General features: G+C 49.6%; 16 protein-coding genes and 1 pseudogene (1 of these 17 cut by a window edge). 9 read left to right on the plus strand and 8 right to left on the minus strand.

The features are described 5' to 3' along the window. The 4 genes and pseudogenes from EKK48_18370 to EKK48_18385 form a co-directional block, all read left to right on the plus strand. A pseudogene (locus tag EKK48_18370) lies at positions 1-32 on the plus strand (hypothetical protein); it begins 754 nt to the left of the window's first position. 1,017 nt (positions 33-1,049) lie between these two features. Further along, the gene (gene gcvT, locus EKK48_18375; GenBank protein ID RTL39833.1) at positions 1,050-2,156 is read left to right on the plus strand and encodes a glycine cleavage system aminomethyltransferase GcvT; all 1,107 of its coding nucleotides are present in this window, start codon (positions 1,050-1,052) and stop codon (positions 2,154-2,156) included. Between the two features lie 236 nt (positions 2,157-2,392). After that, entirely contained in the window at positions 2,393-2,776 is a 384-nt protein-coding gene (gene gcvH, locus EKK48_18380; GenBank protein ID RTL39916.1) for a glycine cleavage system protein GcvH, read from the plus strand. 209 nt (positions 2,777-2,985) lie between these two features. Next, a complete protein-coding gene (locus tag EKK48_18385) occupies positions 2,986-3,273 on the plus strand; it encodes a hypothetical protein (protein RTL39834.1) in 288 nt (95 codons plus the stop codon). Between the two features lie 2 nt (positions 3,274-3,275). On the opposite strand, the gene EKK48_18390 is transcribed toward EKK48_18385, so the two are convergent. Next, the gene (locus EKK48_18390) at positions 3,276-3,989 is read right to left on the minus strand and encodes a hypothetical protein (GenBank protein RTL39835.1); all 714 of its coding nucleotides are present in this window, start codon (positions 3,987-3,989) and stop codon (positions 3,276-3,278) included. Between the two features lie 123 nt (positions 3,990-4,112). Continuing rightward, positions 4,113-5,879 carry a HEAT repeat domain-containing protein gene (locus EKK48_18395; protein RTL39836.1) on the minus strand — a complete coding sequence of 589 codons (1,767 nt, stop codon included), beginning with the start codon at positions 5,877-5,879 and terminating at the stop codon, positions 4,113-4,115. Positions 5,880-6,028: 149 nt separating this feature from the next. Here EKK48_18395 and EKK48_18400 point away from each other — a divergent pair, with 149 nt between their 5' ends. The 4 genes from EKK48_18400 (at position 6,029) to EKK48_18415 (ending at position 10,462) form a co-directional block, all read left to right on the plus strand. Continuing rightward, entirely contained in the window at positions 6,029-7,090 is a 1,062-nt protein-coding gene (locus EKK48_18400; protein RTL39837.1) for a mechanosensitive ion channel, read from the plus strand. 131 nt (positions 7,091-7,221) lie between these two features. Further along, complete coding sequence (locus EKK48_18405) at positions 7,222-8,334, plus strand: hypothetical protein (GenBank protein RTL39838.1); 1,113 nt, start codon at positions 7,222-7,224, stop codon at positions 8,332-8,334. A 66-nt stretch (positions 8,335-8,400) separates the two neighbouring features. After that, positions 8,401-9,705, plus strand: a complete 1,305-nt coding sequence (locus EKK48_18410; GenBank protein RTL39839.1) for a hypothetical protein — start codon at positions 8,401-8,403, stop codon at positions 9,703-9,705. A gap of 1 nt (position 9,706) precedes the next feature. Next, positions 9,707-10,462 carry a glycosyltransferase family 2 protein gene (locus EKK48_18415; GenBank protein ID RTL39840.1) on the plus strand — a complete coding sequence of 252 codons (756 nt, stop codon included), beginning with the start codon at positions 9,707-9,709 and terminating at the stop codon, positions 10,460-10,462. A 107-nt stretch (positions 10,463-10,569) separates the two neighbouring features. Here the strand turns inward: EKK48_18415 and EKK48_18420 are convergent, their stop codons facing one another. From EKK48_18420 to EKK48_18440, 5 genes are all read right to left on the minus strand, one after another. Then, the gene (locus EKK48_18420) at positions 10,570-10,893 is read right to left on the minus strand and encodes a hypothetical protein (GenBank protein ID RTL39841.1); all 324 of its coding nucleotides are present in this window, start codon (positions 10,891-10,893) and stop codon (positions 10,570-10,572) included. A gap of 17 nt (positions 10,894-10,910) precedes the next feature. Next, positions 10,911-11,258: a KH domain-containing protein gene (locus EKK48_18425; protein RTL39842.1), complete on the minus strand. Its 348-nt coding sequence runs from the start codon at positions 11,256-11,258 to the stop codon at positions 10,911-10,913. Beyond that, complete coding sequence (locus tag EKK48_18430; protein RTL39843.1) at positions 11,156-11,422, minus strand: 30S ribosomal protein S16; 267 nt, start codon at positions 11,420-11,422, stop codon at positions 11,156-11,158. The genes EKK48_18425 and EKK48_18430 overlap by 103 nt, the downstream gene beginning before the upstream one ends. A gap of 160 nt (positions 11,423-11,582) precedes the next feature. Next, positions 11,583-13,118: a signal recognition particle protein gene (locus EKK48_18435; GenBank protein RTL39844.1), complete on the minus strand. Its 1,536-nt coding sequence runs from the start codon at positions 13,116-13,118 to the stop codon at positions 11,583-11,585. Between the two features lie 34 nt (positions 13,119-13,152). After that, positions 13,153-14,493 carry an HD domain-containing protein gene (locus tag EKK48_18440; protein RTL39845.1) on the minus strand — a complete coding sequence of 447 codons (1,341 nt, stop codon included), beginning with the start codon at positions 14,491-14,493 and terminating at the stop codon, positions 13,153-13,155. Positions 14,494-14,704: 211 nt separating this feature from the next. Between EKK48_18440 and EKK48_18445 the strand changes: the two genes are divergently transcribed. After that, positions 14,705-15,493: a hypothetical protein gene (locus tag EKK48_18445; protein ID RTL39846.1), complete on the plus strand. Its 789-nt coding sequence runs from the start codon at positions 14,705-14,707 to the stop codon at positions 15,491-15,493. On the opposite strand, the gene EKK48_18450 is transcribed toward EKK48_18445, so the two are convergent. Next, positions 15,482-15,904, minus strand: a complete 423-nt coding sequence (locus tag EKK48_18450; GenBank protein ID RTL39847.1) for a hypothetical protein — start codon at positions 15,902-15,904, stop codon at positions 15,482-15,484. The genes EKK48_18445 and EKK48_18450 overlap by 12 nt on opposite strands. Positions 15,905-16,166: the final 262 nt, after the last annotated feature.

A 16,166-nucleotide genomic window follows, 5' to 3' on the forward strand; every position in this document is an offset into this window, starting at 1 on the left:
GAAGCACCTGCCGAAGAAAAGAAGGAGGATGAAGCAGAGTCGGAACCGGAAGCAGCAACTGAAGAAAACGCAACAGAAGATTCAGCAGATGAAGTCGAAGCGAGCGATGGTGGCGAAACAACAGAGGAGTCATCAGCTGCTGAGAGTGCCACATCCGAAGATGCAGAACCTCCTTCGGAAAGCACTGACGAGGCTAATTCTGCTGACGGCGAAGGCGCCACTGATGAATCAAAAGATTGAACGAACAGTATGAAGTTCGCACAGTCAGATTGAGCGAATAGCATAAAATTCGCGCAGTCAATTTGATACGCAGATAAGCGCGTTCACAATGACAACAATAGAGGTATTGGTGACAGTGCCTCTATTTAGTCGTTGTTTTCGCAATCACAAAAACTACAGTCTGTTGCCGTAACCAAATAAACAAAAGAAAACCGGCTCCAGATTGTGCGGTGTTTTGCTTGGCCTGGTGCCGGAGAGAACTTCTCTTTTATTTTTTAGTGAAAGAACCACAGTAGAGTTTATTGCAGTTGCGCACCTTGCTTAGCCGTACCGGGGAGAAAGATTTCTCTGTTCTTTGGTTACTGAGACGCAGTGTCTTGCTGAAAGTTCCAGAATTTTATAAATGGCTGGGATAGAAGAAATTTGATTGGATCGGACTGTTAATGGCCGGTCGCTATACTCGCCGTGATACCAAATGAAGTGTCACATTGGTTTTGCCGGCACCGGTGGTTTCTGACCAATTACTCCAACGGATTGAATCTAGCTTTTGGACTCAAGCCAATTCACAAGACCACTTCTAACTGGTAGCTAATCCTGAACCAACCTCGGTTCGAACAGTCATTGTCAAGGGTCGCGCGCCAGGACTTCCGTGTCTCGAATGAATACTTGTAAGCCGGATTAGTGCGACGACGCTGAGGCGTGCCATTCCAGCCATCCGGCAACAGAAATTATGACTTTCTTGTTAAAAAGCAGGCAATAGCCAGTTGAGAAGATCAACGAAACTCAGGATGCGATAGGCTTGTTAGCTCAGGATTGAAGAGGTCTCGTTCATGGTCACAACAACATTGAAAGAAACTCCGCTTGCCGCTGCGCACCGCAATCTGGGCGCTCGAATGGTCGACTTTGCGGGTTGGAACATGCCCGTGCAATACAAGTCAATTGTTCAGGAGCATCAGGCTTGCCGAACGAAAGTTGGATTGTTCGATGTGTCGCACATGGGTGAGTTTCTCGTAACGGGAGCGAAAGCCGCTGAGTTTGTACAGTTCATGGTCGCTAACGATTGCAACAAGCTGTCTAAGCCGGACATGGCGCTCTACACGCAATTTGTAAGACCGAACGGCGGCACAGTCGATGACCTGATCGTTTATCGCAGAAAATCTGATTGGTTGCTCGTCGTCAACGCGTCCAATATTGAGAAGGATTGGAACTGGTTGAAGCAGCATGTTGGGGATTTTAAGGACGTAAAACTGGAAGACATCTCTGAACAGATGGGCTTACTTGCATTACAGGGTCCACATGCCGTAGAGCTTTTCGCTGAGATAGTAGGCGCTCATGTCAAAGATATGCCGTCCTTCACGTACGGTGAAGGCACCGCAGATGGTATCGACGTTTGGTTTGGACGCACTGGATATACAGGTGAAGATGGATTCGAGATCTTCGTCAAGGCTAACAAAGCTGAAGCGTTATGGAATTTGCTCTTGGAGCGCGGCAAGAAGTACAACATCGAACCATGCGGCTTGGGCGCTAGAGACACCTTGCGACTAGAGGCAGGGCTCCCACTCTATGGACATGAGCTAGACGACGAGACGAGTCCGATTGAAGCTGGGCTCGGCTGGAGCGTGAAGGTAGATAAGGGAGAATTCCTCGGACGCGAAGCAATTCTTGCCCAGAAGAAAAATGGTCTGAAAAAACAATGCGTATGTTTGAGAGCAGATGGCAAAGCTCTGCCTCGCCAGGGCTATGAAGTCTACGCCGGTGAAGAAAAAATCGGTCAAGTGACCAGTGGTTCCCAGGGGATTTTTGTCGGCTATCCGATTGCATTTGCCTTTGTTCCACCAGGTCACGCGAAAGTGGGCACGCAGCTCAGTATTGCAATTCGCGATTCAAAGGTGCCGGCAACCGTTGTCTCCAGACCGTTCTACAAGCGGGGAAGGTAACAGCTGGCAGCCGCTCTGGAATTGTGAACTGGGCGAGAAGCCCGGCTTGTATTCAGTTTCGTGACTACTTTGGTTAATCGTAGTTTCCAAGCAAAATGCAGGAGGCATTAAACGATATATTTAGTGTGTTCAAATTTACGGAAGTAAAAGACCCCGTTGCTTAACCAAGCGACAAAAGATACGGTTTAGCGATTGCTAGTTAATCTAGCTAGATGACAACAGACGTTGGAGGCATGATGCTCACTTACCCGGCCGAATTGAAGTATGTCAAAAGCCACGAATACGTGCGCTTGGAAGGTGATACAGCAGTGATTGGTATCACGGCATTTGCCGCAGATCAACTTGGCGACGTCACTTTTGTGGAGTTGCCGAAAGTCGGTCAGAAATTCAAAAACGAGCAGAAGTTCGGTGTTATCGAATCTGTAAAGTCGGTTTCCGACTTGTTCATGCCCTGTGGCGGCGAAATTACCGCTGTGAATGACCGTCTCGGGTCCGAGCCTGAATTGGTCAATCATGATTGCTACGGTGAAGGTTGGATGATCAAGGTTAAGGTCGACAATCAAGCCGAGTTGGAAGCCGCAATGTCAGCAGATAAATACAAGGAATTTATCGTCGACTGAGTCGATTTCTGATACTGAGTTAACGAATATTACATCAGCGTTTCGGGATTTTGTGATTTCCCGAAACGTTTGTGTTGTAAGGCATTGGGGATTCGTCAAAGTCTGCTATTTCGGGTTCGTATACACAGTCATAAAGGAATAAATAAGATACTTCCCCCTCTTACCATGCGGATCTAGAATGAAAGGGCAGTTAAGTGAGGAGGCTCATCATGAACGCCAAAACCACTATTTGCACAGCTTTCATGCTTTTCTCTATTGTCGCTGTGCAACCAGGATGGGCACAGCTCATCGACCCAGCCACGCAGCTAAGAGCACCGGTTTCCGTGCCTGAGCGCCGTCTGTATGACTTGCGCAATCCGGGCATGAATCCAGAAGTGATTCGACCAGGTACGCTCGATTCTGCACGACGAGCTGATGTGCATCGTGTTAATCCGACCGTCCTTGAACAAATCGGCAAGGTCAAACTATCTATGCCCAGCACCGTTGGAGTCAGATAACGCTAAGGCGTTGCATCGGTCTCCGCTGGCGGCAGAATCGGTTTCTTAGGCGGTTGAGCTTCTTCGGGAGTAGCATCGTGCTCCGCTTTGCCTTCAAGTTGTCGATCAGATGGTTTGAAGTGCTCTTTCAAGATCTCCTGGGCAATGTCGAAGTAACGAGATCCGGCTTGGATCTTTTCCAAATCTTTCAGGGCGGTCTCGTCTTCGCCATTTGCGTCTAATCGCTCCATGGCGTCTAAATACAACGCCTGGTTGAGCAGGTCGGCAGGGTCCGCTCCAGGCATGGTAAAGAAGCCCGCCAGAGGTGCTCCCTTGAGCACCGTGATAGCAGCGCGGTAATTGCGTTGCATAATGCTTTGTTCGGCTTGATGAGTGATATAGATATTTATCAGACCGATCGTGAAGCCGCCCATGGCGACAAGCAAACCGGCTGCCAGGATCAGGTCGAGCACCATTGGGTGCTTATAACCGTGTTTATCAGTCCCCAGTTTTGGCTGTTCCAACACTTCGTCTAGTATGTTGGAAACATGGTGCTGCGTCATCTTTTGGGATTTGGCGGCACCGCTCGTGCTGCTGCCACTTGCATCAGCATGGTCTTCGTTGGAAATGTTTGCATTCGCATCGGCAGGCTTGTTGGAATCGGCAGGCGCGTCTTTTGAATCAGTTGCACCATCGGCGCTCACCGCTTCATCTTCCTTCTTTTCCGAGTCTGCCATCGCGACCTCTTTCAGAGCACTTTATCAGGCTGGAATTAATCTACCCTGTACTCATCATACTAAAGCACATGAGAGTCCGCAGTTTGAGAAAATTGTGCGCTCCGGCAATTTCGAGCGAGTAAATCAGTTGCTCTTTTCGGATGCTAGAAATTCTTCCATTTTTTTGCGTTTGAATTCGTCGTGTTCTTTTTTCAAACGCGTTTGAATTTCTTTCTCAATGTCGGTGCTTTTTCCAGCAGCCCAGAGCTTCGAGAGAGTTGATTTAGCTTGTTTTGAAACTGAAATCTCTCTTGCATCGAAGGCATCCAAAACTTGTTCGAGTAACTCGCCTTTGTTCAAGCGTCCGACGCCGTCTAGTGCCACGACCCTTATTCCCGTTGATGGATCAGACAGTGCTTTCTTGAGCACATCTTGCACGGCTGTTTTGGACATCAAAGAGCTGTTTTTTTCGTACGCCGAAATCAACGAGGACAGAGCCTGTTCGCGTTTATCTGGTGCAAAGTCGTTGGTGGCTGTGGTGAGCAAAGTCATAGAATTCGGTGCCGGCAGATTGCCCAGCGCTTTCAGTATTTGCCAGTAGGTTTTTGTCTCTGCCGCATTGTCTTCGAGAACCGGTTGTTTGCTTGGCAGTCGATTGACGCGGTCATCTAGATTTACTAATTTGCCAACCATTGCCACGAGTTGTTTTGTTGCTGAGATGTCCCCGAGTTGCTCGATGGACTCGATAATTGCATCCGTTGGGCCAGCGTTTTTGTCCAACATATTCAAAAGCTCGGGCAGTGCGCTCTGGATCTTTAATTGCCCGATAAGATGGATGGCATGTCGTTGATTACAGGCAGCCCAGGCTGCGTTTTGTGTAGCAGTTGGATTTAACCATTTTAAAATCAGGCTCGTGTATTCAGGCGACTTGTATTTCCGGATGATCTCGCTTTCGTTTTCTTCTTTTGCAGATTTCGAGTGTTCTTGATTCGCATCAAGCGACTCGGCAAGCAGAATATTTGCCCGAATTCGTATCGGGTTTGGATCTTGTTGCGCAAGTTCGTTCACTAAAGGAAGCCATTGATCGAGATCTGAGTCGTCGACTAAGTCTGCATTGAAAGTCTGTTTGGAGGCTTGTAATAACCCGATTATCAGTGCGCATCCACCATCTTGAACCGTTTTCGAAGAGCTGTTCAACAGTTGAAGTGGTGTTCGATGACGAGCAATTGCGACTGCTGTGTAGTCTTGCAACGGGTGATCCGAAAACAATGCTTCCGCGAGTAATTCGTAAATGTCTTCACGACTAGATGCTGCCAGGGCACCTGCAACGTCGACGCGGAACCATGGCTCTTCGGCACTAATCAATGCGCTCAGTGTGTCTCTTGCTTTCTCCGTTGAGATTCTTCCAAGTGCATAGGCGATGTGGCAAAAAGCGGCAGTGCCATTATCCACGGTGTCATTCAGGGCCCGACTCATTCGTTCGTCGGCGCGCTGGATTTTGAGATGTGTAATGATGTTGGCGGCATTTGCTCGGACGATCCATTCCGGATGACCAAGCGGATCTGAGTGGTTTGGCCATGATGGGTCTTCGAGCTCAGGAATGAGAAGCTCTGCTGCTTTAGATTTGTTGGGTAGTTCGTCAAATATGGTTCTGAGCTTGTCTTCCCACCAGAGGGGCTGTACTTTCAGTGCAATTCCAAGCTGCAGGCTGCTGCCGTTATCGAGCGCGTCTGAAATGTCTTGTTTGACATCGCGGAGCGAACGTTGGTTCTCCGGGCTGGAGCCGACAAGTCCGTGATAGAACAAGAAGTGCTCGAGCACATAATCGTCGACCTTTGTCTGTGGCTTCTCGCGAAATGAAAACGCCACCTGGCGCAACCGCTTTGCAATTGTATCTAATAGCCCTGCCATGCTCATCTCCGCCTTTTGTCAATGCAAAGCTTAACAGAGTACGGGCTGGATTATTGAGTTGTTGCCGGATTATGACTTGTTGCCTCAATTCTTGAGTTGTTGAAGAGTTCCCGGGTTATTATGTTCGTCTCAAAATCAAGCGGCAGAGCATGAACATCGAAAGTCTTCTTAAGCAGAGCAGTGCGTTTGTAGTCTATTTGGCCACGAGCAGCGAGTACGCCGTCTCGTTCTGGGCGACGATTCTTTGCTTGATCGTGTTACTCAACAAAAAGGCAGTTGTTGAGTACATCTGGCGCAGTCTTCATTTGATCGAAGACCTCGTACTGCAGAAAGAATATTTCGCCAAAATAGATAAGGCTCTGAGAATTCTGCTCATTACGCTGGCTTGCTCTCCCTTTTTCCATTACCTGCCGCCGTTTGTAAATAAGGGGCTCAGTGCGTTCGCGCTCTTCGTTGTGCCGTTCGCCACTCTCTACATACTCGTTCAAGCTCTTGATTTGGTGTTCTTTGGTTGGTACCTGACCAAATATAAAGATGCGAACGTGCCGTCAGTGATGCGCGCTTTTGTGATTGGTGGCATCTATGTGGTTTTTGGTCTGGTTTTTCTGGAGTGGTCTCTGGGCGTAAACGTCTTGCCACTGCTTGCAACTTCTACTGTGGTCACGGCTGTTCTCGGTCTGGCGCTGCAAGATACGCTCAAGAATCTTTTTGCCGGTCTGACGATGAGCTTTGAAAAGCGCTATCGTCAGGGTGACTGGGTAAATTTCAGGCTCGACGCGAACAACAATACGATTGGGCAGGTTTCTGAAATAGGCTGGAGAACGACGCGAATACGCACTCTGGAGGACAATTTCGCTGTCATTCCCAATTCCATGTTTACTACATATCAAGTAGTCAACTACAGTCTGCCGACGCCGTCTTATTCGCGCACAATCGACTTTCCCATCAAAGTGCAAAGTGATCTCCAGCCTGTGCTGAAGCGGCTAAAAGATACTGCAATCACCATTGATGGTGTTTTGAGTTCTCCTGCGCCTGAAGCTCTCTTGTTCAGCGTTAAAGTGGACCATATCGTGGTCAGGTTGCGCTTCTACATCGAGGACTTCTCCAGGGGCGACAACCTCGCCGGTCAGGTAGGGGGCGCATGTGTAGAGGGGCTTGCAAAGATGGACGTCATTCCCGCCGTTGCCGCCGCCGCTGCCACGGGTAGTTGAACGGATAAGCGATTCTCGAAGCTCTAAAAAATTGTTGTTGAATTGCTGAGAAGTGCCGCACCGGTGCTAAGATCAGCTCTCATTCGGATGCACATTTGTGTCGTATCCGCCCGTCAGCGAGCGAGGATGCCGTGAATACTTTCCTGAGCGAATCACAAGAATCTCTAAAAGAAACGTATGCAGCTTTTGCAAAAGAACAAATTTTGCCGGTGGCTAACAAATTGGAAGACCACAGTCTTAACCTCAAAGAGTTCATACAAAAGCTCGGACAGAACGGCTACCTCGGTATTACTGTGCCAAAAGAGTACGGCGGAACCGGCGGGAATTTCATTGATCTCATTGTTTTCGTCGAGGCAGTCAGTCAATACGACGCCGGTCTTGGTTTGAGTCTGGCTGCTCACTACGGCGTTGTCGAGCTCATAAATAAGTTTGGTTCAGACGTTCAAAAGTCGCGCTATTTGCCGTTGCTTGCCCGTGGCGAGTGCGTCGGTGCTCTGGCTATTAACGAGCATCAAGCCGGAACAGATGTCATGGCTGTCGCTGCCAGCACTGCCGGTGGTGCATTGAGCGGTGAGAAAACCTGGGTAGTAAATGGCTCAGTCGCCAATTTGTTTGCCGTCCTCGCCCGCGGAGAGAATGCCGTCGAGTTTCGACTTGTTGATGCTTCTGGTGATAAATCCGTTTCGGTCGGACCTGACAAACCCAAGCTGGGATTGAGATCTGCCGCCACCAATGACATCAATTTCGATAAGCATCAGCTCGGAAAAGATTCTTTGATTGCTGATGGAAAGGCCGAAGAGGCGCTTCAATACGTGCTGAACGTCGCCAAAGTAATAGCCGGAGCTGCCGCTGTTGGACTCGTTGACGCGGCGCTTGAGCACTCTGCTGAACACGCACGCAATCGCGAGCAGTTCGGACAGAAGATATCGCAATTCCAGGGTATTCAATGGAAGCTTGCTGATATGTCGACAGAATGCGCTGCGGCACGCTTGCTTACCTATCGTGCGGCCTGGAGCAAAGAGCTGAAGCCTGAAGAATTTGCGCGCGATGCAGCCATGACTAAGTTGTTCGCTTCGAAGGTTGCGCGCGTGCATAGTTCTGAAGCAGTTCAAATTTTGGGCTCGCTGGGAATAATGTCTGACAACCCTGTTGAGCGGGCATACAGAGATTCGAAAGTTCTGGAGATCGCCGAAGGAACTTCGGAAGCGCAAAAGCTCGTTCTGGTTAAGGAATTGGGAATTTAGACAGGCGCACTGCTGCTCTCAGCCGATATAATCGAAAGTGCCGATAAGTTTTGGAGTTGTTGGTTAATGACACAACGTTCGTCACTCTTTTCTCTGAGCACTGCTGCTTTATCGATAGTGCTCGTCAGTACTCTGCTTGCGACTTCTGCACCGCAAGCCAGCGCAGACGATGCGTACTTCAGAGCCGGTGTGGACTTCTATAAGAAGGGCGATTACAAGAAAGCTTATGGCTACTTCAATATGGCTGGACGGAGTAATCCATACGACGCCGACAACATCTATTATCAAGCGCTGACCATGCAGCAACTGCATAACAATAAGGAAGCAGTTAGACTTTACGCATCGCTGGTTTCTAATTTTTCCTATTCGAATGCAGGTAAATTGGCTGCAAATGCGCTCAGCAGGCTGGATCCTGAATACTATGCTCAGCTGACTAAAAAAGGTGACAGTTCGGCTCGTACTTCGAGCGTTACGTCAGTGACTGGCCGGGCTCGCAGCAGCAGCACCACCGGCAGTGGTGTTGGCGGAGAAGGGCTCAGCGCAGACTTCGCCAGCTTGCCCAGTGAGGCGAGAATTCCTTTTACTAGAGATGGTGGGCTGCTTCTGATCGATGCGTATATCAACAATCGCAGCATGAAGATGTTTTTTGACACAGGGGCAGAAGGTTGCGTATTTGGTAAAAATCACTTGCGCGAAGCCAGCATTCCTGAGCCGAAAGGGCATTCTACCGGACTTTCAGTAGGCGTCGGTTCGTCTGGCAGTGTTGAGACGTGGTCGATGCCTGTGACTCTCAAAGTAGGCAACATCGAGCGGCGCAATTTCGATATTCAGGTGCAGGCTAATATGACCGTCAAGCCGCTTCTGGGGCAGAGTTTTTTCAAAGACTATCAGTACACGATTGATAAGACCTCAGAAGATGCCGGCACAATTCACTTCGTGAAGAAGTCCGCATCTGGCTCAGGTGCTCGAACAGCTTCGTCGTCATCATCTAGAGATCCTTATGCCGTTCCTTTTCAACGATCCGGTCGAAATTTGATTGTGCAGGTCGAGGTAGAAGGACATCCGATGACCATGTTTTTCGATACAGGTGCATCTAACGTCGCATTTTCTGCTGACCAGTTGAAGAAAGCCAACATCCCTATTCCTGAGGATGCTCAAACTGCAACCAGCGCCGGAATTGGCGGAGAGACGACCTCGCAAATATTTCCAGTCAAGCGCATTAAAATGGGTCCAATTGAAAAGACAAATTTCCCTGTTTCGTGTGTTGGTGCTGCTAACATGCCGTATCCATTGCTGGGACAGAGTTTCTTTGGTGATTGGCAATACACGATTGACAATGCTGCCAGCGTAATTCGTTTCGTCAGACGGTAACATGGCTTCCTTATCCGTAGTCATTGTGGCGCAAGACGAGTCTCGCACTATTGCTCGTGTGCTGCAGGCTGTGCGAGGTCTGGCGGACGAGATTTTGTTGGTTGATTCTGGATCGACAGATGGAACTCCCGAGATTGCCACCGAGAATGGTGCTCGTGTTGTGCATCAAGATTGGCTTGGATATGCTGCGCAGAAAAATTTTGCCATAGATATGGCAGTATGTGACTGGATTCTCAGTTTGGATGCCGATGAAATAGTTTCGCCAGAGCTGAGAACCGACATTGCAAGTATGCTTTCAGATCCACATATAGAGGATTACGATGGTTATCGCATTCCCCGAGTGCTCTACATTGGTGACACTCCTGTGCGTCACGGCGGTTTCTACCCAGACGCCCAGCTCAGGCTGTTCAAGCGCGGGAAAGGACGTTTCAACGACCGTCTCGTTCATGAAGCGATTAAGGTGAGCGGACCAGTCTGTATGCTCAAGCACGATCTTCTGCACTATGCTTACCCCGATGTGAGTGGGTTCGCTGCCGCTATGGAAAAGTACGCTCAACTGTCAGCAGCGGAGTACAAGAGATCCGGCAAAGCTAGATGGAAAGGGCATCCATTCAACGAGCTGGTTCATCCGGCATGGACATTTTTCTATCGTTACTTTATGCGCTGCGGCTTTCTCGATGGCGATTTGGGCTGGCGTTTAAATGCAATTTACAGCGATTATGTGCGCAATAAGATTCGGTATACGCGCAGTTCGTAAGTCGGCGCATGTCTTAGTACGAACGTGATGGAACGCACGCGTCCCGCACGCGTTCTGCGTGCATTGATCTGCCCCAACTACGAAGTGCAGGCGGGACTCTGCGCTAGTTATTCATCCAAAATTTTGTGCATTAGCTGGCGGTAGACTTTCAGGTTCTGCTGATAGTCAGAATCGCCACGAACAGCGTCGGGTCGTTGCGGCTCGTTAGAGCTTGTCACCACTGCTGGTGGAACTTGCTCTTTCAACCACGGCGCAACACGATCGAGTGTTTGTTCGTTTACCCAGCGCCGGGCTAACAAGACTTCGGCGACAGTCATGCCGCTGACTGCGCCGTCGGATTTAGCCAGATCAGCCTGGGCGGCCGAAATAAGCTTTTCATTTATCAGAACCTGAAGCAATTTCAGGTCTCTTTCTGTCGATTCTTCGCTCACTGCGAACGTTCGCTCACTTACGAAACTTCGATATCTACCCGTTTCCCGTGGCGACTGGCAGCCGCGCGAATCAAAGATCTCAAGGCGGAAATAGTCTTTCCGTCTTTCCCAATCAACCTGCCTGTGATGGAAGGTTCGCATGTGACGGACACACGACAACGTCCTGGATACAACGTTTGACGATCGAACTGCAATGAGTCTGCGTCACGAGCCAGTATTTTGAGGATGTATTCCGCCAAATCTTCAGCAGCGGTCGAGTTGCTTAACTCGCCTTGGAAGCGCCTGTTGTAGCCGCCTGACCTGCCTCTGCCTTTTTGATTAAACTTGCCACCGTCTCGCTTGGCTGGGCGCCGTTTTTCATCCATTTTTCGACCGCTTCTCTGTTTAATTTCAAATCTTTTGACTGTGGATTGTAATAGCCTAACTCTTCGATCGGCTTACCGTCTCTACGATTGCGGCTATCTACAGCAACGATTCTATAATGCGGTGCTTTTTTGGCTCCAATGCGCTTAAGCCTGATTTTTACCACTTGAAATTCCTCGACCTCTTGTTATCTTCTTCTTCGCTCAAACCCTTAGGGGCAGGCGCCTAACCGGATCTTATGCAGCCGGGCTGCCCGATTCCGCAAGCTACTCGACATGGCGAGCTGCTCTGCTATATGCGTTTGTTATTCTAGCAGGTGCTAATGTCTACCGTTTCTTCTTTTTGCGGTAGTAGCCGCTGGGTGGCCCACCTTTTGGTGGTCCTTTGGGTGGTCTCATGGGTAGCTGAGGCATGCCCTGGGGCATACCTGGTCGACCTCGACCAGCCCCTTGTCCTCCGCCGAAAAGCCCCGGCAGACCGGCTCCCAGGTCCATATCACCCAGGTCTGGCATGCCCATGCCGAACGGGTTGGCTCCGCCGCCACCGAAGGCACCGAACATTTTTCTAACCTGAGCCATCATTTGGCGCATCTGCTCAAACTCGTTTAACATTTGGCCAACTTCGCTGTCTTTCATGCCAGCTCCCTTGGCGATGCGACGGCGCCGGCTCATGTCGATGATTTGTGGTTTTTGCCTCTCGGCAACCGTCATTGAATTGATTGCCCGCTCGTAAAGGCGGAATTTCGCCTCACCTTCGACTGCGATCTTGTCTTGCACTTCCGAGTTCAAACCGAGCATGCCGCCGATGCCCATCATCTTCATGACGTCGCCCATCGGTCCCATTTTTTTCATCATCTTCTGCATCTGCACGAACATCTCTAGATTGAAATCTTCGGTGAGCATGCGTTGAGCTGCTTTTTCAGCTTCTTTTTCGTTGATATTTTCTTGCGCTCTTTCAACCAGAGTGAGCACGTCACCCATACCTAAAATGCGGCTGGCCATGCGGTCGGGGTAGAACGCTTCTAACTGATCGAGTTTTTCACCTGTGCTCAGGTACTTGACTGGTTTGCCGACAGCTTCGCGCACTGAAAGTGCCGCGCCACCGCGAGCATCACCATCCACTTTCGTCAGCAAAAGTCCTGTCACATCCAGTTGCGTGTTGAATGTCTCGGCGACGTTGACAGCTTCCTGCCCGGTCATCGAGTCGACAATGAGAATTTTCTCTTTTGGTTTTAGAGAACGATCGAGAATCAGCAACTCCGCCATCAAATCCGTATCTATTTGAAGACGTCCGGCGGTGTCCAGAATGACCGGGTTGTATCCCTTCTGCTCCGCTTCTTCGACAGCTTTTTCGCCGATGTCTTGCACATCTTTGCTGTCTGGAATTGTGAAAACAGGAACGCCGATTTGCTGTCCTAATGTTTCGAGCTGTTTGATAGCAGCCGGTCTTTGCACGTCACAGGCGACGAGCAGGGGGTTCTGACCTTCCTTTTTCAATTTCTGCGCCAGCTTGCCGCATGCTGTTGTCTTACCTGAGCCTTGTAAACCAAGAAGCATGACGATTGCCGGCTTGCCCTGCAAATCGAGCGGCACATTTTCGCCACCGAGTATGGTGACCATCTCGTCGTAGACTACTTTGACGAATTGTTGATCTGGGCTGATTGAATCAAGAACTTCAGTGCCCAGGGCTTTCTGTCGCACTCGGGAGATAAACAGTTTGACGACTTTCAAGCTCACATCTGCTTCGAGCAGCGCTCTGCGCACGTCGCCTATCGCTTCCTCTATATTGTCTGCAGTTAGCTTGGCGTCACCTCTAATTGTTTTTAGAGCGCCTTGCAAGTGATCTGTCAGATTGTCGAACATTTAGTCAGTACCTCTTCTTGATACCAGTCGATTGTTATCGAGCTGGAGCCAGCTCCTTGATTAAACCTATTTTGTCGCTTATCTCAGCTGGATAAACGAGCCAGTTCGATTCGTAGTTTCCTTTCACGAGTGCATCAACTGTCAGGGAAAGCTGCGATAGTTCGTTCACTTCGCCAAGGTCAGTGCGCACGACGATATTTGTCTGCGGTAAGGCCGCATCAGGTCGGTAATAGTCGTAGGGGCGAAAACCTGTAGATTCCACGGTGACGTAATATGAGGGGTCGTATCCTGCGGAGGCGGCAATTTTTCTCGATTCTTTGAGCAATTCATCGATCTGTGTTTGATCGTGAAACGGAATTTTAGTCGCTTTGAACAGGCGTCGGTGCAAAAATCTCGAAGCCAGGTCAGCGAGCACGGGGTCTGGATCTTTTGTCCACTGCTTGATGTGATAAGTCATCTGCACGTCGTCCAGCGTCAGATACTCTTGCACGGTCAATTTCTCTCCACTCAACCATTTTCTTGTTGGTTCGTCGATGAATGACAGTGGACCTTTTTCTGTCATCAATTGTCTGGCTCGGTTGACGAGCTGGTTAAGCAAAGCGCGGGCGGCCAGATTTTTGCGGTGATAATAAACTTGAGCGTACATGCTGTAGCGGGCGAAGAGATAGTCTTCAACAGCTGTCTGTCCTTTTTCACCGACTACGACAATGCGATCTTGTTCTCTGTCTATTTCCAGTGAGCGCAAAATTCTCTGCAGAGCAAACAAACCATATGCGGTGCCTGTCATGTAGCTGTCTCGCAGCAGGTAGTCGAATCTGTCGACGTCTAACTGGCTGGAAACTATGTGTGACACGTATTTTGGATAATAGCTCTTCTTCAGGACTTTGACGATATTGTCAGCAAGGTCGGCATCGAATTTGTCGAGCACTTCACGCACTCTGGTATCACCAGAGATGATTTTGCACGACCAATCTTCATGGTCGTAATGCAAGATTTTCTCGGTGACGTGACTGTAAGGACCATGACCAATGTCATGCAGAAGCGCAGACGCGAGAATCAGCGGTCGTTGTTCTTCGATGCCGTCTGTGCGTTCGCTCACCATATTCACGAGCTGCGAGGCTACATGCATGACTCCGACTGAGTGCGTGAAGCGAGAACCTTCGGCGCCCTGGAATGTGAAATAGGAAACTCCCAGTTGGTGCACGCGCCGCATGCGCTGAAACTCTTCCGTGTCAATCAAATCCATAATCAATCGCTCAGCCGGTTTGTCGCGATCGAGCACGATGTCTTGATGAATCGGATCGAGATAAGTTCGCTTGTGGGCGATACGGCTCATGGAATTCCTCGGCTGCGGCGGTGGCGAACGAGCGTGCATAAAAGTCTGTTTGCACGTCAGATTTGTTAGTGAAGGATATTATACTTGGCAAAGTATTCGGTATGCAGCTTTGTATCACGCGCCACCCGACATCCCTCTTAGTCTCGGCGATCTGATTGGAATAAGTTTTCGCGTTTTTCGTGAACAGTTCCGCTTTATATGGTCGGCAATAGCCTGGCCGACAATCTTGGCTACGCTGGGCGTGGGGGGTATGAGATGGTCCATCCTGCACTGGCTTTCCACGCATTCATTTGACAGTGCGTCGATAATCTTGCATCTGCTGGGTCTCATCCTGTGTCTGTGCATGCTGGCTGTGGCGCAATGGGAGCTTTCCATTCGCAGCGTCACGATAGTGCGGGTTGTGCTCGGTCTGGATGATTCCTACAAATCAGCCATACTTTATGCCCGTCGTCGGCAGTGGGCGGCCATGCTCTTGTACAGCGTTGCCGCGATTGCGCCATTTATCGTGATGATTTTCTGGGGAGTGCTCAGCATTTTTTTTGTGGCAATTTCTCGATACCTGCCTTTCTCGCAGGTGTTGTCATTTGTCTTTTTTGCCATTGTTGGCCTGGCATTCACCTGCACCTTGAGCTGGTCTTTGCTCAGTACTGCTCTCGCGTTTACCATCCTCAGTTGTGAAGACAAGAATCTCAAGTCGATTTGCATCCGCACTTATGACCTGATGAAAAGCTACATGTGGCGCAGCGGGTCATTTGTAGTTTTGCTTGGTATGACAATGTTTGCCGTGACAGGCGCTCTAGATTTGCCGGTCCTGATCGCGTCTATGTTCGATGCCTGGCGCAACGGCGTGACGACTTACGATACGCCTCTCTACATGGAAGTGCTGAGCACGTTCGTCGATTCGGTGATCAACATCTTTCTGCTCGGCGTGGCGCCGGTTGCAAACGCCCTCTATTACAACGACTTACGCATGCGTGTAGAAGGACGCGACATCCTCTTGCGCCTGGAGCGATTAGAGCACCTGGAATCAGGTGGTTGACTTAGGTTTGGCGAAAGCAGGCAGAAGCAGTGATGCCAGGGCAAAGAGAATCATCACGCCAAAAACCTTTTCAGAGCTTTTGTGCATGCCGTCGAATTTCTCGCGTGCTTCGTTGTTAGTGCGAATTTCAGGCAGCAGCTGCTTCATTGGTGGCACTATACCAAGCGAAAAGGTGGCCGCCGCGGCAACTGTAATCAGGCTGGTTATCCAGCGCGCCTTTACGAGTTTGGAGGCGTGTGTTTTGTTTTTGGCAAAGTCAAGCGCTTCCGCGATTAATAAGCCGACACCGCAAGCAAGGGCGATAACGCTGAAGTTGATGAAGATGGGCGCATTATTCATCGCCGCTTCTGCGACTGGAATACCCTTTTCCTTCGCCGCTCTCACCAGCGTAATGACGGCGAAAACAATCATTCCTGATCCGCCGAAAAGTATCGATAACGTAATTGATCTTAGTAATTGACTAATTGTTGACATGAATATCTTTTAGCAGTTATTTGGGGCGTTTGTCATGTTTGTGAATAACGTGCTTCATGGGCATGAGCTGGCTCATCCGGGACAGTCTGTGCAGCCAGGCAGCCCGGCGTAATCTTAAGTGTAGGACTGTATGAAATGTTCTTTGAACTATATTTGCGAAACCACTCGTTACATCGCTCCTATCTTGAGATCCCCTTAA

This window comes from Candidatus Melainabacteria bacterium (assembly GCA_003963305.1).
In the GTDB taxonomy this organism is placed as follows: domain Bacteria; phylum Cyanobacteriota; class Vampirovibrionia; order Obscuribacterales; family Obscuribacteraceae; genus PALSA-1081.

Excerpts from the sequence above, each read along its gene's own strand:
- EKK48_18410 (RTL39839.1), top strand. The coding sequence starts at position 8,401 with ATGACACAACGTTCGTCACTCTTTTCTCTGAGCACTGCTGCTTTATCG.
- EKK48_18450 (RTL39847.1), bottom strand. The coding sequence starts at position 15,904 with ATGATTGTTTTCGCCGTCATTACGCTGGTGAGAGCGGCGAAGGAAAAG.
- gcvT (RTL39833.1), top strand. The coding sequence starts at position 1,050 with ATGGTCACAACAACATTGAAAGAAACTCCGCTTGCCGCTGCGCACCGC.
- EKK48_18435 (RTL39844.1), bottom strand. The coding sequence starts at position 13,118 with ATGTTCGACAATCTGACAGATCACTTGCAAGGCGCTCTAAAAACAATT.
- EKK48_18440 (RTL39845.1), bottom strand. The coding sequence starts at position 14,493 with ATGCACGCTCGTTCGCCACCGCCGCAGCCGAGGAATTCCATGAGCCGT.
- EKK48_18425 (RTL39842.1), bottom strand. The coding sequence starts at position 11,258 with ATGGATGAAAAACGGCGCCCAGCCAAGCGAGACGGTGGCAAGTTTAAT.
- EKK48_18390 (RTL39835.1), bottom strand. The coding sequence starts at position 3,989 with ATGGCAGACTCGGAAAAGAAGGAAGATGAAGCGGTGAGCGCCGATGGT.
- gcvH (RTL39916.1), top strand. The coding sequence starts at position 2,393 with ATGCTCACTTACCCGGCCGAATTGAAGTATGTCAAAAGCCACGAATAC.
- EKK48_18385 (RTL39834.1), top strand. The coding sequence starts at position 2,986 with ATGAACGCCAAAACCACTATTTGCACAGCTTTCATGCTTTTCTCTATT.
- EKK48_18445 (RTL39846.1), top strand. The coding sequence starts at position 14,705 with ATGAGATGGTCCATCCTGCACTGGCTTTCCACGCATTCATTTGACAGT.
- EKK48_18395 (RTL39836.1), bottom strand. The coding sequence starts at position 5,879 with ATGGCAGGGCTATTAGATACAATTGCAAAGCGGTTGCGCCAGGTGGCG.
- EKK48_18400 (RTL39837.1), top strand. The coding sequence starts at position 6,029 with ATGAACATCGAAAGTCTTCTTAAGCAGAGCAGTGCGTTTGTAGTCTAT.
- EKK48_18415 (RTL39840.1), top strand. The coding sequence starts at position 9,707 with ATGGCTTCCTTATCCGTAGTCATTGTGGCGCAAGACGAGTCTCGCACT.